At 69.2% G+C, this 20,907-nt stretch carries 18 protein-coding genes and 2 pseudogenes; 7 read left to right on the top strand and 13 right to left on the bottom strand.

All coding sequences use genetic code 11. From position 1 onward, the window contains the following. Positions 1 to 4: 4 nt before the first annotated feature. The 3 genes from carA to IDM45_RS04715 all read right to left on the bottom strand — a co-directional run bounded on the left by carA (position 5) and on the right by IDM45_RS04715 (position 4,529). Positions 5 to 1,186: a glutamine-hydrolyzing carbamoyl-phosphate synthase small subunit gene (carA, locus tag IDM45_RS04725; protein WP_209421841.1), complete on the bottom strand. Its 1,182-nt coding sequence runs from the start codon at positions 1,184 to 1,186 to the stop codon at positions 5 to 7. A gap of 167 nt (positions 1,187 to 1,353) precedes the next feature. Beyond that, on the bottom strand, positions 1,354 to 3,588 hold the full coding sequence (locus IDM45_RS04720; protein WP_209421840.1) for a RelA/SpoT family protein: 2,235 nt from the start codon (positions 3,586 to 3,588) through the stop codon (positions 1,354 to 1,356). After that, positions 3,585 to 4,529 (bottom strand): alpha/beta fold hydrolase, encoded by a 945-nt coding sequence (locus tag IDM45_RS04715; protein WP_209421839.1) that lies wholly within the window; start codon positions 4,527 to 4,529, stop codon positions 3,585 to 3,587. Before IDM45_RS04715 ends, IDM45_RS04720 begins: the two co-directional genes overlap by 4 nt. 74 nt (positions 4,530 to 4,603) lie before the next feature. Here IDM45_RS04715 and IDM45_RS04710 point away from each other — a divergent pair, with 74 nt between their 5' ends. Continuing rightward, on the top strand, positions 4,604 to 5,386 hold the full coding sequence (locus IDM45_RS04710) for a 3-hydroxybutyrate dehydrogenase (protein ID WP_209421838.1): 783 nt from the start codon (positions 4,604 to 4,606) through the stop codon (positions 5,384 to 5,386). Positions 5,387 to 5,490: 104 nt separating this feature from the next. Here the strand turns inward: IDM45_RS04710 and IDM45_RS04705 are convergent, their stop codons facing one another. Further along, positions 5,491 to 6,198, bottom strand: a complete 708-nt coding sequence (locus IDM45_RS04705) for an SIMPL domain-containing protein (protein WP_209423999.1) — start codon at positions 6,196 to 6,198, stop codon at positions 5,491 to 5,493. A 251-nt stretch (positions 6,199 to 6,449) separates the two neighbouring features. Here IDM45_RS04705 and ompR point away from each other — a divergent pair, with 251 nt between their 5' ends. Both ompR and IDM45_RS04695 read left to right on the top strand, forming a co-directional pair. Further along, positions 6,450 to 7,181 carry an osmolarity response regulator transcription factor OmpR gene (gene ompR, locus IDM45_RS04700; protein ID WP_209421837.1) on the top strand — a complete coding sequence of 244 codons (732 nt, stop codon included), beginning with the start codon at positions 6,450 to 6,452 and terminating at the stop codon, positions 7,179 to 7,181. A gap of 184 nt (positions 7,182 to 7,365) precedes the next feature. Then, a pseudogene (locus tag IDM45_RS04695) lies at positions 7,366 to 8,804 on the top strand (sensor histidine kinase). Between the two features lie 141 nt (positions 8,805 to 8,945). On the opposite strand, the gene IDM45_RS04690 reads toward IDM45_RS04695, so the two are convergent. Continuing rightward, positions 8,946 to 9,959, bottom strand: coding sequence for a DNA-binding protein (locus tag IDM45_RS04690; protein WP_209421836.1), 1,014 nt, complete (start codon positions 9,957 to 9,959; stop codon positions 8,946 to 8,948). Positions 9,960 to 10,067: 108 nt separating this feature from the next. Here IDM45_RS04690 and IDM45_RS04685 point away from each other — a divergent pair, with 108 nt between their 5' ends. After that, a complete protein-coding gene (locus IDM45_RS04685; RefSeq protein ID WP_209421835.1) occupies positions 10,068 to 11,297 on the top strand; it encodes a tyrosine-type recombinase/integrase in 1,230 nt (409 codons plus the stop codon). A gap of 98 nt (positions 11,298 to 11,395) precedes the next feature. Here the strand turns inward: IDM45_RS04685 and eda are convergent. The 3 genes and pseudogenes from eda to IDM45_RS04670 form a co-directional block, all read right to left on the bottom strand. Next, positions 11,396 to 12,117 (bottom strand): annotated as a pseudogene (gene eda, locus IDM45_RS04680) (bifunctional 4-hydroxy-2-oxoglutarate aldolase/2-dehydro-3-deoxy-phosphogluconate aldolase). Then, positions 12,108 to 13,952, bottom strand: coding sequence for a phosphogluconate dehydratase (gene edd / locus IDM45_RS04675; protein WP_209421834.1), 1,845 nt, complete (start codon positions 13,950 to 13,952; stop codon positions 12,108 to 12,110). The pseudogene eda and the gene edd overlap by 10 nt, the downstream one beginning before the upstream one ends. A gap of 374 nt (positions 13,953 to 14,326) precedes the next feature. Beyond that, positions 14,327 to 14,869 (bottom strand): OmpA family protein, encoded by a 543-nt coding sequence (locus IDM45_RS04670; protein WP_209421833.1) that lies wholly within the window; start codon positions 14,867 to 14,869, stop codon positions 14,327 to 14,329. 70 nt (positions 14,870 to 14,939) lie between these two features. Between IDM45_RS04670 and IDM45_RS04665 the strand changes: the two genes are divergently transcribed. After that, complete coding sequence (locus tag IDM45_RS04665) at positions 14,940 to 15,542, top strand: gamma-glutamylcyclotransferase (protein ID WP_232653428.1); 603 nt, start codon at positions 14,940 to 14,942, stop codon at positions 15,540 to 15,542. A gap of 12 nt (positions 15,543 to 15,554) precedes the next feature. Next, positions 15,555 to 16,223: a pyridoxamine 5'-phosphate oxidase gene (gene pdxH / locus IDM45_RS04660; RefSeq protein WP_209421832.1), complete on the top strand. Its 669-nt coding sequence runs from the start codon at positions 15,555 to 15,557 to the stop codon at positions 16,221 to 16,223. A gap of 26 nt (positions 16,224 to 16,249) precedes the next feature. Here pdxH and IDM45_RS04655 read toward each other — a convergent pair whose 3' ends face one another. Then, entirely contained in the window at positions 16,250 to 17,203 is a 954-nt protein-coding gene (locus IDM45_RS04655; protein ID WP_209421831.1) for an AEC family transporter, read from the bottom strand. Between the two features lie 174 nt (positions 17,204 to 17,377). Continuing rightward, entirely contained in the window at positions 17,378 to 18,820 is a 1,443-nt protein-coding gene (gene mdtD / locus IDM45_RS04650) for a multidrug transporter subunit MdtD (RefSeq protein ID WP_209421830.1), read from the bottom strand. A 176-nt stretch (positions 18,821 to 18,996) separates the two neighbouring features. Here mdtD and IDM45_RS04645 point away from each other — a divergent pair, with 176 nt between their 5' ends. Then, the gene (locus tag IDM45_RS04645; RefSeq protein WP_209421829.1) at positions 18,997 to 19,320 is read left to right on the top strand and encodes a hypothetical protein; all 324 of its coding nucleotides are present in this window, start codon (positions 18,997 to 18,999) and stop codon (positions 19,318 to 19,320) included. A 112-nt stretch (positions 19,321 to 19,432) separates the two neighbouring features. Here the strand turns inward: IDM45_RS04645 and IDM45_RS17905 are convergent, their stop codons facing one another. Genes IDM45_RS17905 through IDM45_RS18065 form a run of 3 tightly spaced genes read right to left on the bottom strand, consistent with a single transcriptional unit; the run spans position 19,433 to position 20,636 of the window. Further along, positions 19,433 to 19,567, bottom strand: coding sequence for a hypothetical protein (locus IDM45_RS17905; protein ID WP_267912102.1), 135 nt, complete (start codon positions 19,565 to 19,567; stop codon positions 19,433 to 19,435). After that, positions 19,564 to 20,361 (bottom strand): catalase-related domain-containing protein, encoded by a 798-nt coding sequence (locus IDM45_RS04640; protein WP_325169001.1) that lies wholly within the window; start codon positions 20,359 to 20,361, stop codon positions 19,564 to 19,566. Before IDM45_RS04640 ends, IDM45_RS17905 begins: the two co-directional genes overlap by 4 nt. Continuing rightward, positions 20,247 to 20,636 carry a catalase gene (locus tag IDM45_RS18065; protein WP_325168945.1) on the bottom strand — a complete coding sequence of 130 codons (390 nt, stop codon included), beginning with the start codon at positions 20,634 to 20,636 and terminating at the stop codon, positions 20,247 to 20,249. Before IDM45_RS18065 ends, IDM45_RS04640 begins: the two co-directional genes overlap by 115 nt. Positions 20,637 to 20,907: the final 271 nt, after the last annotated feature.

The raw sequence follows: 20,907 nt of genomic DNA, 5'->3' as shown, positions 1-20,907 counted from the left end.
GCGGTCAGGCGGCCCGGGCGGTGCGGGCAGAGTGCATCAGGTCGGTGAAGCGGTCGAACAGATGCGCGACGTCCTGGGGGCCGGACGAGGCCTCGGGGTGGCCCTGGAAGCAAAACGCCGGCTTGTCGCGATGCGTGAAGCCCTGCAGCGTGCCATCGAACAGGCTCACGTGCGTGGCACGCAGGTGTGCGGGCAGGCTCTCCATGTCCACCGCGAAACCGTGGTTCTGGCTGGTGATGGCCACGCAGCCGCTGTCCAGATCCTTGACCGGATGGTTGCCGCCGTGGTGGCTGTTGACCATCTTGAAGGTCTTGGCGCCGGCGGCCAGCGCCATGATCTGGTGCCCCAGGCAGATGCCGAAGACCGGCAGGCCGCTGTCCACCAGGGTGCGCACGGCCTCGATGGCGTAGTCGCAGGCAGCCGGATCGCCCGGGCCGTTGGACAGGAAGACGCCATCTGGATTCATCGCCAGCACCTCGGCAGCCGGGGTCTGCGCTGGCACCACGGTGAGCTTGCAGCCGCGCTCGGCCAACATCCGCAGGATGCTGTACTTGACGCCGAAGTCGTAGGCCACGACGTGGAACTGCGTCTGGCCCTGGGTGCCGTAGCCCTTGCCCAGCTCCCACTCGGTCTGCGTCCACTCATAGGGCTTGGCGGTGCTGACCACGCTGGCCAGATCCAGGCCCTTCATGCTGGGCGCAGCCTTGGCGGCAGCAATTGCAGCGTCGATGTGCTGCTGCGTCACCGCTTCACCAGCCTGCAGGCCAATGATGGCGCCGTTCTGCGCGCCCTGGTCGCGCAGCAGGCGCGTGAGCTGGCGCGTGTCGATGTCGGCGATGGCCACGGTGCCATTGCGCGCCAGGTAGTCGGACAGGGTTTCGGTGCAGCGGAAGTTGCTGGCCAGCAGGGGCAGGTCGCGGATGACGAGGCCGGCGGCCTGGACTTTGTCGGACTCGATGTCCTCGGGGTTGACGCCATAGTTGCCGATGTGCGGATACGTGAGCGTCACGATCTGCTGGCAATAGCTGGGGTCGGTGAGGATTTCCTGGTAGCCGGTCATGGAGGTGTTGAAGACCACCTCGCCGGCTGTGGTGCCGCTGGCACCGATCGAGCTGCCGATAAAGACCGTGCCGTCTGCAAGCGCCAGGATGGCGGGCGGGAAGGCTCCCTTGAGAGACAAAAGCACTGGGTTCTCCGAAATGTGCGGGTCGCCCGGTCAAACCGCAGGGCACTGTGTCCTGCGGTTTGCTGCTTGTGAAGGGATTGCTTTTCGTGCGGCCGGGCGACTGTTTGGCGGGAAAGCCCTGCATTGTAGCGCGAGGCCGCCTGCCGCCCGGGCGGCCCCGGCACCTTTCAGCGCCTGCGTGCAGCGCGCACGCCGGGCACGCCGGCCACGATGCCCAGCACCTTGGCGAGCCGGCCGGCATCGGACACTTCGACCGTGAACGTCATCCAGGCCGTGCCGCGCACGGACTGCGTCTGCACACCGATGACGTTGGTCTTTTCACGGGCAAACACGTCGGAGATGTCACGCAGCAGACCCTGGCGGTCGGACGCCTCGACCATGACATCGACCGGATAGACCGCTGGCCGCACCGAACCGCCGCCGCCCGGGGTGCCCCACTGCACGTCGATGACCCGCTCGGCGCTGCGCGCTGCCATCTCGCGGAAGTTACGGCAGTCGCTGCGGTGTACGCTGACCCCCTTGCCACGCGTGACGAAGCCGGCAATCGGGTCGGGCGGCGCCGGGCGGCAGCACTTGGCCAGTTGCGTCATCAGCGAGTCGATGCCGACCACCAGCACCCCGCCCTTGCCGGAAGAGCGGGCGGCACTGGGTTTCTTCAGCAGCAGCTGCGGCTCGGGCACCGCCGGCTCGGCGGGTGGGCGCAGCAGCTGCTCGATGCTGCGCAGCGAAAACTCATCCTTGCCGACCACCTCGAACAGCGCATCCGCCGTCTTGAAGCCCAGCTGCACCGCCAGGTCGCCCTGCTTGACGGCGGTCTTGCCCTCGCGCTGCAGCAGCTTTTCCACCAGTTCGCGCCCGCGCGCCACGGTGGCGTGCGTGGCCTGGGCGTTGAACCAGGCACGCACCTTGGCGCGGGCGCGATTGCTGTTCAGATAGCCCAGCTCGGCGTTGAGCCAGTCGCGCGAGGGCCGGCCCTCCTTGACGGTGCTGATCTCCACCGTCTGGCCGTTGTGCAGCGGCGTGTTGAGCGGCACCATGACCCCGTCCACACGCGCGCCACGGCAGCGGTGGCCCAGGCTGGTGTGTACGGCGTAGGCGAAGTCCAGCGGCGTGGCACCCTGGGGCAACTCGACCACGGCGGCATTGGGCGTCAGCACATAGATGCGGTCTTCGAACAAGCCCTGGCTGGCTGCGCCCGACAGGTCGCGCTCCCAGGCCAGCAGCTGACGCAGCACGGCAATCTTTGCGTCGTATTCACTGCTGGCGGCCACGCCGGCATAGCCCTTGGTGCCAGCTTCCTTGTAGGCCCAGTGCGCGGCCACGCCATTTTCCGCATGGTCGTGCATGGCCTGGGTGCGGATCTGGATCTCAATGGCCTTGCCGCTGTCGTCGCGCACCACGGTGTGCAGCGATTGGTAGCCGTTGGGCTTGGGCCGGGCGATGTAGTCGTCAAATTCGGCCTCGATGGGCTGGAAGTGGCTGTGTACCCAGCTCAATGCCGCGTAGCAGTCCTTGACGCTGGGCACGATGACGCGCAGCGCGCGGATGTCAAACACCTGGTCGAAGCCCAGCGACTTGCCGCGCATCTTCTTGACGATGCTGTAGATGTGCTTGGGCCGCCCGGTCACCGTGGCGCTGATGCTGTGCGCGCGCAACTCCCCCTCCAGGCGCTCGCGCAGCAACTGCATGTTGTGCTCGCGCTCGGTGCGTTTTTCATCAAGCAGGCGGGCGATCTTTTTGTAGGTCTCGGGCTCCAGGAAGCGAAACGCCAGGTCTTCCAGCTCCCACTTCATCTGCCAGATGCCCAGGCGGTTGGCCAGCGGGGCGAAGACCTGCAGCGCCTCGCGCGCCACTGCCGGCGATACCGGTCGCTTGCTGGCTGCGTAGTAGCGCAGCGTCTGCAGCCGTGAAGCCAGGCGCAGCATGACCACGCGCAGATCGCGCGAAAACGCCAGCAGCATCTTGCGCACGTTCTCGGTCTGCGTGGCGGCATCGTCCACCTGCTGGCCACTCACGTGCGCATCGCGCGCCTGCCGCTGCACATGCATCAGCTTGGTGGTCTCCACCGCCAGCTCGGCCAGGTTGTCACCAAAGGCCTTGGCGATGACCTCGTGCGGGCGCGTCAGATGAGCGCAGGTATAGACCAGGTAGGCAGCCGCCTGCATGGCCTCCGAGCCGCCCAGATGGCGCAGGATGGCGCGCACGCCGTCTGCATGGGCCAGGGCGTTTTCACCAGTATCCAAGGTCTGGCCGGCCAGCAGTGGCTCGGCAAAGGTACGTGCGCGCTGCAGGGAACCGACCTCCTGCGGCTGCACCTGCGCCGTGGCCGCGATGAGCTGCGGCACGGCATCGGGGGCGACGCCAGAGGTGGCCGATGCGGGAGCGGGACTGGCAGGCTTCATGGCGCTCCCGCCGCGTTGAGCAAAAAGCGCTCGACCACGGCCCGCTGACCCGGCTCGACCAGGGTCGGCGCATGGCCGACGCCCTCGAACTGCACCAGCTGCGCGCGCGGGCCGCGCTGCGTCATGGCCTGAGCCGTCTCCAGGGTCAGCAGATCCGACTGTGCGCCGCGCAGCAGCAGCACCTGGGCCGTGATGCGGTCGTAGAGCTGCCACAGCTGTTGCTCACCGCCGGTGGCCGCCTCGCGCGTGAGTGCCCGAAAGGGCACGGCAATGGCCGGGTCGTAGTGCAGCCGCCAGCCGCCCTGTCCGTCCTCGCGCAGCATGGGCTGCGACAGCGCCAGCCACTGCTCGCGCGTGTGCGGGCCAAAGCTGCTGGAGATCGCCCACAGGGCGTCGGCGGCCTGCTCCTGGCTGGCAAAGCGCACTGATGCGCCCAGGTACTGCCCGATGCGCTCCAGGGCTTCCCACTGGATGACCGGCCCGACATCGTTCAGCACCACGCGGCGCAGCGGCGCTGGCAGCGCCAGCCCGGGCTGCCCGGCCAGGGCCATGCCGATCAGGCCGCCCATGCTGGTGCCGACCCAGTCCAGCGTCTGGATGGGTGCCTCGGCGTGCAGCTGCGCCAGCAGCGCCAGCATGTCGGCGGCATAGACCGGCACCTGGTAGTGCATGGGGTCGGCCAGCCAGTCGCTGTGGCCCCGGCCCACGACATCCGGGCAGACTACCCGCGCGTGCGGCGCCAGGGCCTGCGCCAGCTCGTCGAAATCCCGCCCCTGGCGCGACAGGCCATGGACGCACACCACTACATGGGGCGCCAGCGTTGCGCCGCCCGTTGCGTCCCACTCCCAGTAGGCCATGCGATGGCCCTGGGCGGCGGCAGGATCGGCTCCCACAGCAGCCGGGCCGGGACACGATACGTAGTTCAGCTTAGGTTCAAACATGGAAATACCCGGTGTACGGTGCGCTCGATAATGCCTGCGCTGCATCCTAATTCATCAAGACTGGAGAGATTCATATGCTGAAAGGCAAAACTGCCCTCGTCACCGGCTCCACCAGCGGCATCGGCCTGGGCATCGCCTGCGCCCTGGCGCAGCGCGGCGCCAACATCGTGCTCAACGGCTTTGGCGACGCCGAAGGCCCGCGCGCCCAGGTGCTGGCTGCCGGCGAACAGGCCGGCGTTCGCGTGGCCTACCACGGCGCCGACATGAGCCGCCCGGACGAGATCGAGGACATGATGCGCTATGCCGCCGGCCAGTTCGGCCGCGTGGACATCTTGGTCAACAACGCCGGCATCCAGCATGTGGCCAGCGTGCAGGACTTTCCGCCGCAAAAGTGGGACGCCATCATCGCCATCAACCTGACCAGCGCCTTCCACACCAGCCGCCTGGCGCTGCCGGACATGCTGGCCGCCGGCTGGGGCCGGATCATCAACGTGGCCTCGGTGCATGGCCTGGTGGCCTCGGCGCAGAAATCGGCCTACGTGGCCGCCAAGCACGGCATCGTCGGCCTGACCAAGGTGACCGCCTTGGAGACCGCCACCACCGGCGTGACCTGCAACGCCATCTGCCCCGGCTGGGTGCTCACCCCGCTGGTGCAAAAGCAGGTGGACGCCAAGGCCGAGCAGCACGGCATCTCCAACGAGGAGGCGAAGAAACTGCTGTTGGGCGAGAAGGAGCCCTCCATGCAGTTCACTACGCCTGAAGAACTGGGCGAGTTGGCCGTGTTCTTCTGCTCACCGGCCGCCAACAACGTGCGCGGCGTGGCCTGGAACATGGATGGCGGCTGGGCAGCGCAATGAATTCATGCTGAACCCACAGCGGAATGCTATATTTTATATAGCTATCAACGCTTGCCAGACAAGGGTTTTAGCCGAAAATCATCAAAAAATCGCTCGGGTTCTGTTCAGCGCAGCTGCACCGAACCCGAGACCGTGACCTCGACCAGCGCCTTGCCGGCCTCCACCGGCACTGCCGCGTCGGCCTCGAAGCCCGGGCCCTTGGCTGCCATCGCCAACATGCGCGGACGCGGGCCGGGCGAGGCGGCATGGCTGTTCACGCTGACCTCGCGCAGGCTGTAGCCGGCAAAGCCGAAGCCCCGGGCCAGTTCGCTGGCACGCGCCTTGAAAGCCTCGATGGCCTCGGTCTGCGCTTGGCTTTCGGCCTGCTCGCGCGCTTGGCGCGACAGATCGAACGCTACCTGGCCGATGGTCATGCTGCGGATGCGCCCGGCAGCGTTGGTGATGCGGGCGAAGTCGCGCCCGGACAGCACCAGCTCGGCGCGGCCCTGCCAGCCGCTCATGCGCCCCTCCTTGCCGTAGCGCGGCTGGATGCTGAAATCACCCGTGCGCACCTCCAGCTGGTCTTGGGCGGCGTCGCGCCGGGCCTCGGCCAGTGCGGCGTCCAGCGCCTGGCGCAATTGCGCCTGCACGCCGGCGGCATCCTCGCCCTCGCGGCTCGTGGCCAGGGTCAGCACCAGCTGATCCTGCTGCACCTGGACGCTGCCCGAGGCCGACAGCTGCAGCACATTGTGCGGCGGCGGCCCTTTGGCGCCCTGGGCCACGGCGGCGGCAGCGGCGCCGGCCAGCAGGACGGCGAAAAATGTGCGGGTCATGAGGGTCATGGGGCCTTTCCTTGGAATCTGCAAAATCTTTTGTAGTGCGCGCGGGCGACAGGCAAATGCGCTGGCCGCTGACAGCCGTGGCACGCTCAGCCGTGGCAGGGCTTGCGACTTTTACCCCCAGTTGCCTGCGAGACGCCGCAAAACCTGTAACAGTTGGTCAGGCCGGCCTGCCAAATCGGGGATTGCCCTGCCAAGCTGGTCAGAATCGCCGCTGTTACAAATTGGATTCGAGGAAAAAAGACATGGCTTCGACAACCAACCGCACCGACAAAGTCCTCGTGGTGGATGACGACGCGCGCATCCGCGATCTGCTGCGCCGCTATCTGACCCAGGAGGGTTTCGAGGTCATGGTGGCCGAAGACGGCAAGGCGCTCAACCGCATCTTGCTGCGCGAGACGGTGGATCTGATCGTGCTCGACCTGATGATGCCGGGCGAGGACGGCCTGTCCATCTGCCGGCGCCTGCGCGCGGCCAACGACCGCACGCCCATCATCATGCTCACGGCCAAGGGCGAGGACGTGGATCGCATCGTCGGCCTGGAAGTCGGCGCCGACGACTACCTGGGCAAGCCCTTCAACCCGCGCGAGCTGCTGGCGCGCATTCACGCCGTGCTGCGCCGCCGCCCGCCCATGGAGGCGCCGGGTGCGCCCTCGGGCGAGAACGAGGTCGTCACCTTCGGCCCCTTCACCTTCGATCTGGGCACGCGGGCGCTGCAAAGGAACGGCGAGGAGCTGCCGCTGACGACCGGCGAGTTCGCCATGCTCAAGGCGCTGGTGCGCCACCCGCGCCAGCCGCTGTCGCGCGAGAAACTCGCCCTGCTGGCTCGTGGCCGCGAATTCGAGCCCTTCGACCGCAGCCTGGACGTGCAGGTCTCGCGCCTGCGCAAGCTGGTGGAGATCGACGCCGCGCAGCCGCGCTACATCCAGACCGTGTGGGGCGTCGGCTATGTCTTCGTGCCCGATGGGGCCAACTGAAGACCTGCGCCAAGGCCCGCGTCCCAAGCCTGAGCATTCCCACCCTGGCCCTGCCAGCCCTGCGAACGCACGCTCCCATCCTGCCCTTTTGCTCCAGGCCCGGCGCGCTACGCGCCGTGACCGGGCCAGGCGCCATGAACGCTCATCACCCCACCCCCCTCCTGACGTCACCAGCCCGGCTCCGCTGGAGGACACCGCCGCGCAGCGCGCCCGTGTCGGCCTGAACCTGTTTTGGCGCACCTTTTTCCTGCTGTCGCTGCTGCTGGTGGGCAGCATCCTGGCCTGGCTGCAGACCCTGCGGGCGCTGGAGTTCGAGCCGCGCACGCTGCAGACGGCGCAGCAGGTCGCTTCGCTGGTCAACCTGAGCCGGGCGGCACTGATCCACGCCGACGCCATTGCGCGCGTGTCACTGCTCAAGACCATGGCCGACCAGGAGGGCGTGCGCATCCTGCCGCGCGAGCCGACCGATCATTTCGAAGTGCTGCCGCCCTCGGCCCTGGGCGCGCGCCTGACCGAGGAGCTGACCGAGCGCCTGGGGCCGGGCACCATCGTGGCCGGCAGCGTCAATGGCGAGACGGGCCTGTGGGTGGGCTTCACCATCAACGGCGATCCCAACTGGCTGCTGATGGATCGCTCGCGCCTGGCCACCGCCAGCGGCAAGACCTGGCTGATCTGGCTGCTCACTGCCGGCGCCCTGTCGCTGGCCGGGGCGGCGCTGATCGCCCGGCTCATCAACCGGCCCCTGAAAGAGCTGTCCTATGCCGCCAACCGCGTGCGCGACGGGGATTTTGCCGCCAGCCAGCTCGACGAGGGAGCAGTGACCAACGAGATCCGCGAGGTCAACATCGGCTTTAACCGCATGGCGCAGAAACTTGCCAAGCTGGAGCAGGATCGTGCCGTGATGCTGGCCGGCATCTCGCACGACCTGCGCACACCGCTGGCGCGGCTGCGGCTGGAGACCGAGATGAGCGTGAGCGACGACGTGGCGCGCCAGCACATGGTGGCCGACATCGTGCAGCTGGATGCCACCATCGACAAGTTCCTGGACTACGCCCGCCCGACGGCGTGGCGCTGACGGCCGTCAACCTGCACGCCGTGGTGTCCTCGTGCGTCTATGCCGTGCAGGATCACCGCGAGCTGGCCATCACCATGAACGTGCCGGAGAACCTGAACGTGCTGGCCGACGAGGTGGAGCTGGCGCGCGTGATCTCCAACCTGCTGGAGAACGCCCGGCGCTACGGCAAGGATCGCGAGACCGGCATCACCACCGTGGACATCGCCGCCAAGGCGCGCGAGCGCTGGGTGCTGCTCAAGCTGCGCGACCACGGCCCCGGCGCACCGCCCGAGCAGCTGGCGCACCTGACCAAGCCGTTCTTCCGGGGCGACTCGGCGCGCACGGCGGCTGCCGGCGCCGGACTGGGCCTGTCCATCGTGGACAAGACGGTGCAGCGCCTGGGCGGCGTCTTCGCCCTGGCCAATTCATCCTCGGGCGGGTTGGTGGCGCATGTGCAGCTGCAGCGCGCCGACCTGCCCGATGGCAAGGACGTGAAGCAGCGCCTGCAGCGCCCCCAGGTCAAACGCCAGCCGCCGCCGAAGACGCACAAGTCCACTCGGCCCCTCTGAGGGCTGCCCTGCCCCTTCACCTTTCAAGAGGGTTGCGGCGACCAGCCCTGTGGGCGCCGCCAGGCGGCTGTGCGCTGTGCGGGAGTCCGTGCCAAACGCATAACGCTCAACCTCCCAGCAGGTCGGCGGCGTGCATCAGGGTCAGGGTGCCGGGCCGGGCGCCTGGGCGGCGCGGCGGTTCTTGCGCAGCATCCGGGGCGCAGGCCGGCCCTGCTGCAGCACTCCGCGCAGCGCGCTGGCCTCGGCCTGCTGGCGTGCCAGCGACTGCATGAGCTGCTGCACCTGGGTGTGTTGCTCCGAGACCGTCCGCTGGGCCTGACTGGCCGACAGCCTGGCGGCATCCAGCTCGGCGGCCAGGCGCGCCTGCAGCGCACTGGCCTGTAGCGCCTGGGCCTGGCGCTCGTGCTGCTCTTGTGCCAACTGGGCACGGGCGGCATCCAGTTGCTTGCTGACGCCGGCACGCGCCGTGCGCTCGGCATCCATGTCGCGCAACGCCCGGCGCTCGGTGTCCTGGGCGCGCCGGCTCGCCAGCGCGACCGCTTCGCGCCCTTTGTCCAGCTCGGCGCTGAAATGCTGCCGACTGGTCTCCAGCTCCTGGCGCAATTGGGCAATCTGCTGCTCCAGCGCCTGGGTGCGCGCCTGCGTGGCAGCGTGGCCACGCTGCTCCTGCGCCAACAGCTCGTCCCGCACGCGCTGCTGCTCCTGCTGCTGCTCGACCAAGGCGCGCATGGCGGTCATTTCCGCCTCCTGCTGCTGCTGGCGCTGCTCGGCGGCAGCCAGGCTTGCCAGCGCCTGCCGGGCCTGAGCCTGGGCCTCGACACGCAAGGCCGCCAGCTCATCGCGCGCCAGTTGCGTGGCTTGTTCCCATAGGCCAGCCAGCGCCTGCCCGGCCGCCTGGCGCAGGGCATCGGGCACACCCGGGTGGTCGATCTCCACCCGCGCCCTCTCCCGCAGATCGTCCCAGAACTGCGCCAGCGCCTGCGCCGGCACGCCCATCGAACCCCGGCGGACGTACTGGTACAGCCGGCTGGCCGTCGGTGTGACGCCGTGGCGGAAGAACAGCAGCACGCACACCTCGCGGTACAGCGCGCGCGTGTCAGCAATGCGGGCCTTGAGCAGGTCGATCTCGGCCTGGATGTCAGTCTCTGTGGTCATTTCCAAATATTACTACGTAATATGTAATATTTATTGATATTTCATGAAATCTTTGGACATAATTCACATAATGTCTAAAATTCTGCGAGAAATCCTAGAATCAAGGCCATGAACGCTGCCCCCGGACGATCCATCAACTCCTTACCCTCCCCGAGCGGCCTGCCCGCAACCCAGGGACAGCCGGCCTCCCCCCACCTGTCGGGCGCTCACGGGCGCAATCGGGGCCGGGGTCTGGCACAGGTGGCGGCGCATGACGACCGCACGGCGGTGTTGGCCTGGCTGGCGCGCTACCAGGATTCGCCGGCCACGCTGGCCAGCTACCGCAAGGAGGCCGAGCGCCTGCTGCTGTGGTGCGTACACCAGCACGGCAAGGCGCTGTCCGATCTGGCGCACGAGGATTTCCTGCTCTACGAGCGCTTCCTGGCCGACCCGCAGCCCGCCGAGCGCTGGGTCATGCAGGTGGCGCAGAAGGCGCCGCGCGCCTCGCCGCACTGGCGCCCCTTCGCCGGCCCGCTGGATCGCGCCAGCCAGCGCCAGGCCATGACCATCCTGAACAATCTGTTCAACTGGCTGGTGCAGGCCGGCTACCTGGCCGGCAACCCCCTGGCCCTGCGCCGGCGCAAGGCGGCAGCCGGCAGCCGGCAGGTCAGCCGCTTCCTGCCACAGGAGCACTGGGCGCAGGTACGCGCCACCATCGAGGCCCTGCCCGCCGACACTCCACGCCAGGCCCTGCACGCGGCGCGCTACCGCTGGCTGTTCTCACTGCTGTATCTGGCCGGGCTGCGCATTTCCGAAGTCTGTGGCAACCGGATGGGCGACTTCCACGCACGCCAGGGCACGGACGGCCAGTTGCGCTGGTGGCTGTCCGTCCAGGGCAAGGGCAGCAAGACGCGCACCCTGCCTGCCACCGATGAGCTGGTGCAGGAGCTGGCGCGCTACCGCCGGGCGCACGCCTTGCCCGATCTGCCCCGGGAGGGCGAGGAGCGCCCCTTGCTGCTGCCGGTGATCGGCGCCTCAGCGACGCTGGAAGGCGCCCGCCCTCTGAGCCGCAGCGCCATCCATACCCTGGTCAAGGACATCGTGCGCCAGACGGCTGCGCGCCTGCGCGCCTGCGGCCCGCAGCACGAGGGCGCGGCCTGCCACATCGAGCAGGCCTCGGCACACTGGCTGCGCCACACCGCCGGCACGCACCAAAGCGATGGCATGGATCTGAAGATGGTGCGCGACAACCTGGGCCACGCCAACATCGCCACCACCAGCATCTACCTGCACACCGAGGACGATGCCCGCCACGATGCCACGTCGCAGGCCCACCGCCTGGGCTGGGGGCAGCCCTGAGCAGGCAGCGCAGCGCTTCAGCTCAATTAACTATGAAAAAGATAGCTGTCACCGCTTGCTGGCATTGGGTTTGAGCCGTTTTTTATTCAAATTTATTGTCAATCCAGACCGCGCAGGCTGCAGGCAGCCCGCGCCAGCGCGGTGACCTGTGCCCAATCGCCCCGCTCCAGCGCTGCTGCCGGCGCCAGCCACGAGCCACCCACGCAGGCCACGTTGGGCAAGGCCAGCAGCTGCGGGGCGTTGTCCGGCTGCACGCCGCCCGTGGGGCAAAACAGCACGTCGGCAAACGGCCCCTGCCAGGCCCGCAGCATGGCCGTGCCCCCGCCTGCATGGCCGGGAAGAATTTCAGCGCGTTCAGGCCCTCGTCCTGCGCGGCCATGATCTCGCTGGCCGTGGCCACGCCGGGCAGCAGCGGCAGGGCCAGCGCCCGGCAGGCACGCGCCAGCGCCGGGGTCAGGCCCGGACTGACGGCAAAACGCGCGCCGGCGCGCTGGGCCGCCTCGGCATCGGCTGCCTGGCGCACGGTGCCGGCGCCGACCACGGCCTGCGGCACTTCGGCAGCGATGGCGCGCATGGCCTGCAGCGCCTGCGGCGTGCGTAGCGTGATCTCCAACATGCGGATGCCGCCGGCCACCAGGGCGCGCGCCAACGGTACGGCGTGGCGCACCTCGTGCAACACGATGACCGGGATGACCGGCGCGTCGCGCACCACATCCAGCGCAGTCAAGGGCATGGGCAGAGACTTGGGCCGAGGCGCAGCAGCAGCAGCGCACCCTGCGATTGCTGCCGTTGCGCCCTCCTCCTTGCGGTTCACAGCCATGTGCAAGCCCCTTCCTCGGCGCCCAGGGCGTTGCGCCGAAAGCCGGCAAACAGCTCCCGGCCCAGGCCGTGGGAGCTGTCCTGGGCCTGCTGCGCGGGCAGTTGCGCCACCTCGCGTGCGGCCCAGGTGTCCGCATCGACCAGCACATCCAGCGTGCCGGCCACGCTGTCCAGGCGGATCAGGTCGCCGTCGCGCACCCGGGCGATCGGCCCGCCGGCCAGCGCCTCGGGCACGACATGGATGGCCGCCGGCACCTTGCCCGAGGCGCCGCTCATGCGCCCGTCGGTCACCAGTGCCACCCGATGGCCCTTGCCCTGCAGCACGGCCAGCGGCGGCGTCAGCTTGTGCAGCTCGGGCATACCGTTGGCGCGCGGCCCCTGCCAGCGCACCACGCAGACCGCGTCGCCATCGAGCTCACCGGCGTGGAACGCCGCCAGCAGCGCCGCCTGCGAGTCGAACACCCGCGCCGGCGCCTCGATGACGTGACGATCCTCGGGCACGGCAGAGACCTTGATGACGCTGCGCCCCAGGTTGCCGCTCAGCACCTTGAGTCCGCCGGTGGCGCTGAAAGGCTGGGCCACCGGGCGCAGCACATGGTCGTCGGCGCTGGCGCCAATGTCCGTCCAGTGCAGGCGCTGCGCTGCATCGCCCTGCGGCAGCCGGGTGTATTCGCGGATGCCGCCCGCGCGCACGGTGAGCACGTCCTCGTGCATCAGGCCGGCGTCCAGCAGTTCGCGGATGACATAGCCCGGCCCGCCCGCTGCCTGGAACTGATTCACATCGGCGCTGCCATTGGGATAGACCCGCGCCAGCAGCGGCACGACGGCCGACAGGTCGGAGAAATCCTGCCAATCGATGGCCATGCCCGCCGAGCGCGCCACCGCCACCCAGTGGATCAGGTGGTTGGTCGAGCCGCCCGTGGCCAGCAGCGCCACCATGGCGTTGACGATGGCGCGCTCGTCCACCACCTGGCTGATGGGCGGGCAGCGCCAGCCGCCCGGCCCGCCCGGCCCACTAGATCGGCCCAGCACGGTGCGCACGGCCTCGCGCGTCAGCTCGCGGCGCAGCGGCTCGCCCGGATTGACGAAGGCCGTGCCCGGCACGTGCAGGCCCATGGCTTCGAGCAGGGTCTGGTTGCTGTTGGCCGTGCCGTAGAAGGTGCAGGTGCCCGGCGCGTGGTAGGCCGCCATCTCGGCGCGCAGCAGCTCGTCGCGTCCCACCAGGCCCTGGGCAGCCTGCTCACGCACATGGGCCTTCTCGCTGTTGGACAGGCCCGAGGGCATGGGCCCGGCAGGCACGAAGACCGTGGGCAGATGGCCGAAGTGCAGCGCGCCGATCAGCAGGCCGGGCACGATCTTGTCGCACACGCCCAGCAGCAGCGCGCCGTCGAAGACATCGTGGCTGAGCGACACGGCAGTCGCCATGGCGATGGTGTCGCGCGAGAACAGCGACAAATCCATCGCCGGCGTGCCCTGGGTGACGCCATCGCACATGGCCGGCACGCCGCCGGCGACCTGCGCCGTCGCGCCCTGGCGATGCGCCTCGTCCTTGATCAGGTCGGGGTAGGACTGCAGCGGCGCGTGCGCCGACAGCATGTCGTTGTAGGCCGTGACGATGCCGATGTGCGGCCCACGCTCGACCACGATGCGCAGCTTGTCGTTGTTCGGGATGCCGGCCACGGCGTGCGCGATGTTGGCGCAGCCCAGGCGATCCATGCTGTGCTCACGCCGGCCCCAGGCGGCAGTGCGCTCCAGGTAGGCGCCGCGCGTGGGCGCGCTGCGCTCGCGGATGCGTTCGGTGACGCGGTGGACGGTATCGATGGCGTTGCGCGGCATGGTGGGCGTACCTCCTGACATCTGAACTGGCCTCCTGGCCGTCCGGCCGTCTGGCCAGACACCCGGCATGGTAGCCCTCCCCTCCTGCGGCGGCGTAGGCCTGCGCACCTGCTGGCGGTGTCGGCATGGGCAGGGACAACAAAAAGCCCGGCAATGCCGGGCTGGTGGGATGGGCGCAGGCCGGTGCCGGCCCGCTTGTTGCCGACTCGCTCAGAGCGTGTTTACGATCTCCGCGCGCAGGGGCGCGGGTGCGGATCGGGATGGGCTGGCAGGCGCAAACCGCAGCGATAGCCCGTGCTATCGCGAGGATTTGCAACGCCGCAGACCGCCCGAGGCCGCGCTCGCGCACCCGCGCGGGGATCGTAAACACGCTCTCAGGGCAGCAGCAGCACTTCCACGCGGCGCGCCTGGGCGTTGTTGCCGTCGGCCTGGGTGACTTCGGGCTTCTTCAGCTCCACCTTGTCCTCGGCCACACCCAGCGCCAGCAGCGCCTCGCGCACGGCCACGGCGCGCTGCTTGGCCAGCTCGGCGTTCAGGGCAGCGTCGCCCGTGGCGTCGTGGTAGCCGGAGATGGCAGCGCTTCGGCCACCCTCGTTCACGCCGCGCGCCACGTCCTGCAGGGCCTCGGCAGCGCCGGGCGCCAGATCGACCTTGCCGCTGGCGAAGTAGAACTTGACCACGCCGCCCTCGACCACCACGGCAGCCTCCTCGGTCACGACCACACCGGGCGCTGCGGCAGCCACGGGTGCCGGCTCGGCCACTGCCACGGCTGCCGGAGCTGCCACCGGCGCACGCTGGATGCCGCGCTTGAAGACCACCACGCCCAGCACGGTGGCGATGATCAGCGTGATCAGGGCAAAGAGAAAGCCGAGGGCGAAGCGCTGCTGGCTGTCGTCGTCGGAGGCATTGAAGGACATGATCGGAACTCCCGGGGCTTGTGAATAATCGGTAGCGTTGGACAAAACCCGCCGATTGTAGATTCCCCTCATGCTGCCCTCCGCCCACGCCGCCACGCGCGACCCCGCCCCCATGTTGCAGCGCACCCTGCGCGAGTGGGGCGGGCAGCAGGACTTGTGGCTCTTCGGCTACGGCTCGCTGATCTGGCGGCCTGAATTCCCGTATGTCGAGCGCCGCCCGGCCACGGTGCATGGCTGGCACCGGGCGCTGAAGATGTGGAGCCGCGTCAACCGGGGCACGCCCGAATGTCCGGGCCTGGTCTTTGCCATGCTGCCCGGCGGCAGTTGCCGGGGCATGGCCTACCGCATTGCGCGCGACGAGGTGGCGGCCATGTTCCCGGCCCTGTGGCAGCGCGAGATGGTGCTGGGCGTCTATGACCCGCGCTGGCTGACCTGCCGCACCGAGGCCGGGCCGGTGCACGCCCTGGCCTTCACGCTGTCGCGGCGCAGCCCCAACCACACCGGCGTGCTGCCCGACGAGCACTACCGGCAGATCTTCGCGCAGGCGCAGGGCATCTACGGCAGCACGCGCGACTACGCCGAGGCCACCCACGCCGAACTGCAGCGCCTGGGCATCCACGACCGGGCGCTGGCGCGGCTGCTGAGCCTGGTCGGGGGCGGCGGCGAGCGCTGAGGGCGCTGCACAATGGCAGCCATGAGCACCGAACGCCCCGCCCTGTCCACCACCATCGCCGACCTGCGCAAGAGCTACGAGCGCGCCGAGCTAAGCGAGGACGCCTCGCTGGCCGATCCGCTGGCCCAGTTCGACCAGTGGCTGCAGCAGGCCATTGCCGCCCAGGTGCCCGAGCCCAACGCCATGACGCTGGCCACCGTGGGCGCCGACCAGCGCCCGAGCACGCGCATCGTGCTCATCAAGGGCTACGACGCGCGCGGCATCGTCTGGTACACCAACTACGACAGCCGCAAGGGCCGCGAGCTGGCCGCCAACCCCTTTGCCGCGCTGCAGTTCCACTGGATCGAGCTGGAGCGCGTGGTGCGCATTGAGGGTGCGGTGGAAAAAGTGGACGTCGCCGAGAGCGACGCCTACTTCCACAGCCGCCCGCTGGACTCGCGCATCGGCGCCTGGGCCAGCCCGCAAAGCCAGGTCATCGCCGGGCGCAGCGTGCTGGTGGCCAATGCGGCCCGCTACGGCGCGCAATTCCTGCTGCAGCCGCCGCGCCCACCGCACTGGGGCGGCTATCGGCTGGTGCCGCAGCAGTGGGAGTTCTGGCAGGGCCGCAAGAGCCGACTGCACGACCGGCTGCGCTACCGGCTGGATGGCGGCCAATGGCGGCGCGAACGCCTGGCGCCCTGAGAGCATGAACACGCTCTGAGACAAGCTCATGCCTCGAAAAGCCGCGCCAGCATCAGCATCAGCGGCAGCGTGAGCAGCGCCAGCGCCGTCGAGATGGCGATGGCCGAGGACACCTCGTCCTGCATGGCCCCGTAGCGCTGGGTGAACAGCAGCACATTGGCCCCTACCGGCAGCGCCGCCGTGGTCAGCATGACGGCAATCGCCAGGCCGGACAGGCCCAGCGCCCAGGCCAGCGCGCCCAGCAGTAGCGGCAGGGCCAGCAGCTTGACCCCAGCGATACGCAGCGCCGCACGCCAGTGCTGGCCGACGCGGGTGCAGGCCAGGCTGATGCCCACCAGCAGCAGGGCCGTCGGGCCGACGGCGCGCCCCAGCAGCGCCAGCGCCTGATCCAGCACCTGCGGCAGTGCCAGCCCGGTCTGGGCAAAAAGCAGCCCGGCCAGGATGGGCAGGGGCACCGGGTGCAGGATGCTGTTCTTCACCACCCGCCCCAGGGTCTGCCAGCGGGAGGCAGCGACAGCGCCCGGCTGGCCCTGGCGCGCCCGCGCCTGCACCAGCTCGAACACCAACGTCGCCGCCGTCAGCAGCACCAGCGAATGCATGGAAATCAGCGTGAACAGCGCCACCAGCCCCGACTCGCCATAGACCAGGCCGACGAAGGGCACGCCGATCATGACCGTGTTGCCGAAGGTATGTGCCAGCGCCCGCGCCGCGCCAGTGCTGCTCCAGCCCTGCAACAGCAGCGTCGCGCCAAAGACCAGCAGGGCGCTGGCAAAGTACAGCGCCACAGGCGCGAAATCCAGCTCCTGCACGCGCGTACCCGCCATGGTGCGAAACAGCAGCGCCGGCGTCAGCACCAAAAAGACGATGTTGGACAGGTCAGGGATGGCGCTGCTGCGCACCCAGCCGAAACGGGCAATGGCAAAGCCGACGGCGATGCACAGGACGACGGGTACCAAAGGCGCAAGAACGGAGGACAGCAAGGGACGAGCGGCAGAAATGTGGCAGGGGCGCCAGTGTAGAGGCGCGGCTGGCAGGATGTTTGCTACTTTAAAAATAGCTGTCAACGCTTGCTGGCAAAGGGTTTGAGGCCGAAAACACTAAAAATCTTCGCGCCAGCACCGGGCGCCGGACGCGCGGCTGGCCCGCAGCCGGCTTCAGGGCAGCGAGCCCTGCTCCTTGTCCTGCCGAGCCTGGGCCTGCGCCCGGTGTATGCCACGCGGCGGCAATTGGAAAAACAATGCCGTGGCCGCCAGCGTCAGCAGCCCCATGCAGATGAAGGTGACGCGAAAGGCGTGCAGCGTGCCCGCTGCGCCCTGCGCTGCCGCACTGGCCTGCAGACTGCCCAGCACGGCCCCGGCCAGCGCCACCCCCATGCCCATGGCCAGCATCTGCACCATGGACAGCAGGCTGTTGCCGCTGCTGGCGTGGCCCGGCTCCAGATCCATCAGCGTCACCGTATTCATGGCGGAGAACTGCGTCGAGTTAGCCGCGCCGAACAGCGCCAGCTGCAGCACCATCAGCGCCAGCGGCGCGCCCGGCGCCATCAGGGCGAAGCTGCCGACCAGCAGCGCCAGCACGGCGGTGTTGGCCACCAGCACCTCGCGGTAGCCAAAGCGCTGCACCAGCCGCGTCACCAGCGCCTTGACCGCCATGCTGCCCAGCACCGTGGGCAGCATCATCATGCCGGCGTGCATGGGCGAGTAGCCCAGGCTGACCTGCAGCACCAGCGGAATCATGAAAGGCATGGCCGAGCTGCCCAGGCGCGAGAAGAAATTGCCCAGCAACCCGACGCGCAGCGTACGCACGCCAAACAGCGCCGGGGTGAACAGCGGATTGCGGCTGCGCAGCGCGTGCAGGCCGTAGCTGGCCAGGCTGGCGATGCCAAAGACCAACAGCACCAGCGCCGAGGCCCGGCTCAGCCCGCCGCCGGCCATGGCCTCCACGCCCAGCGATACCGCCGCCATGCCAAAGGCCAGCAGACCGTAGCCCAGCAGATCGAAGCCGCGCGGCGGCTGCGCGTCGCCCGCCGGCATGAAGCGCCGCGCCGCTGCCAGGCCCGCCAGGCCGACCGGCACGTTGACCCAGAAGATCCAGTGCCAGGAGGCGAACTCGACCAGCCAGCCGCCCAGCGTCGGGCCGATCAAGGGGCCGATCAGTCCGGGGATGACGACAAAGCTCATGGCGCGGATGAACTCGTCGCGCGGAAAGGCGCGCAGCACCGCCAGCCGGCCCACGGGCAGCAGCAGCGCGCCGCCCAGGCCCTGCACCACGCGCGCGCCCACCAGCAGCGGCAGCGTGGGCGAGAGCGCGCACAGCACCGAGCCGGTGACGAACAGCGCAATCGCCGACATGAAGACCCGGCGCGTGCCGAAGCGGTCGGCCAGCCAGCCCGAGGCCGGGATCAGCACCGCCATGGCCAGCGAATAGGCGACGATGACCGAGTGCATCTGCAGCGGGCTTTCGCCCAGGTCGCGCGCCATGGCCGGCAGCGCCGTGTTGACGATGGTCGCGTCCAGCGTCTGCATGAAAAAGCCCAGCGCCACCAGCCACAGCAGGGCCTGGCGTTCGCCGGTCGGAAGGGAGAGGGAGAGCTTCATGGCAGGGGGAAGAAACCGTGGCTGCCGGCCAGTGTGCCCGGCATTGGCGCAGCCCGCTGGCGCCGACAGCGCCCGCCACGCGCTTTCCGGCGCGGGCTGGGGCATTCGTCTGACGCACCGGGCGCCGTGCGCCCACGTAAGGTCACGCCATACCCTTTTTTGCCTGGAGACCCGCCATGTTCAAGCGATTTTTCGACCCCGCCACGATCTACATGCGCCGCGCCCAGCGCTCCATGGACGAGGCGCGCATGGCCGCGCTGGAGCATGAGAGCGCCGCCGAGCACCACGCCGCCCTGGCCCGCATGTACCGCGAGCGGGTGGCGCGCCTGCAGCTGGAAATCACGCCCGAGCAGCGGCTGCCGCAAGCGGCCCCGATACCGCAGGAGACGAGCATGGCGCCAGAGTCGGGCGCCCAGGTGGCGCGCATCACGGCGCTGAAGAAGCGCGAGGACACGGGCGGACTCAAGGGCGCCATGCTGGCCCAGGGTCTGGCCGGATGAGGGCGGCACCTGGCCCCGCAACAGGCATGACCCCGCAACAGACGAGCCGGCCCTGAGCCGGCTTTTTGCTGTGCCTGCGCCGCCCGCGTGCCGCAGGGCGCCACACTGCCGCTCACCAGGGAGTCCAGATGGCGAGGAGCAGGAAAGCCAGCACCATGCCTGCCACGATCAGGGTGCGCTTGGTGGCGAAGCGATTGCGCTGGGATGAGGTGGGTACGGCGCCCGGGTCTTTCCTGGGAGTGGTCATCTCGCCGCCCCCTCGCGGGAAAAGTCGCGCGGCGCGCCCAGGCACGAGACCAGCCGCTCGATGGCCGACTCCTGGGCGGATTCTTCTTCCTGCCGCTGTTCCAGAATCAGCGCCTTGTCGGCCTGTGCAGCGGCGCCTTCGGGCAGGATCCGCGCCACCAGTTCGCACGCGCTGCCGATGGCCAGCAGGGGCTTGCAGTGCCGATAGACATCGCGCACGAATTCCCACAGGTGGGCGTCGCGCGCCAGCTCCTGCACGCCGTGCGGGATGACCAGGGCGTCGAACAGATAGCCGGGCGCGTTTTCCATCGAGGCATCAGCGTCGAGGGCAGTGCCGTCCGCCGCCGCCACGGCACCGATGTGCAGGCCGACGAAACGGCCAACAGCGCCGCCGTCCAGCAGCGTTTGCTGCACCCTGCGGGCAAAGCCGCCCGCCACGCCCGGGCCGACCAGAATCGCCACCTTGCGCCCGGCGATGGAGCCGTCGCCAGGGCGCGCCAGCAGCGACAGGTAGCTGGAGCGGGTGACCTCCGGCGCGGGTGGATTGCGCACCGCCAGGGGCAGGGGCGCCGGCAGCGGGTCGATGCCCAGGCCGGCAGCCACCTTGGCGGCAAACCCGTCCGACACATTGCGCAGCGACGCCACCATGCGCTCGCGCACTGCCGGCACGGTGCATTTGCTCAGCTCGAAGCGGAAGGCGGCGGCAATGTGCTCCTGCTCGGCAGGCGTCTGGCTGTCCAGGAACAATCGCGCCTGGGCGTAGTGCTCGGCGAATTTTTCGGGCTTGGCGCGCACCTTGGCCGTGCCCTGGCGCGCCTCGTCGCGCGCTGCCACCGAAACAAAGCCCTGCCCGCCGGCCTGGAACGGACAGCCCCGGCCAGCGAATTGGGCTCGTAGGCCACGCGGCCGCGAAAGATGGCCTGGCGATGAAAGCCGTCGCGCTGGTTGTTGTGTACCTGCACGATGGGCGCATTGATCGGGATTTCGTGGAAATTCGGCCCGCCCAGGCGCAGCAGCTGCGTGTCTGGTGGCGTTGCGGCCCTCGGGGGCGGCCCCGCCAGTCTTGGCATTGGTGTTCTTCTCGGACAAGGCACTGGCCAGCACCTGCCGCGAAGGCGGCTGCACCGTGGCGCCGGCACTGGGTGCCAGGCCATTTGCCTCGCCGTACTCCAGCGGCTTGGACGGGTTGTCCGGCATGGCGGCAGCCATCTGCTGGGTCTGGCCGGCCTTGGCAGCTGCAGCGGTACTGGCGCCAGACGGCAGGGCAGCCGGGCCGCTGTCGGTATTGCGCGCAGCGGCTTCGGCGCTGGTGGCGCCGGTGGTGGCGGTATCGGACGGGGT

The sequence above is a fragment of the Melaminivora jejuensis genome (assembly GCF_017811175.1).
Classification (GTDB): Bacteria; Pseudomonadota; Gammaproteobacteria; order Burkholderiales; family Burkholderiaceae_C; genus Melaminivora; species Melaminivora jejuensis.
Note: the sequence above shows the minus strand (reverse complement) of the source record. Positions and strands in the feature narration are given on the sequence as shown.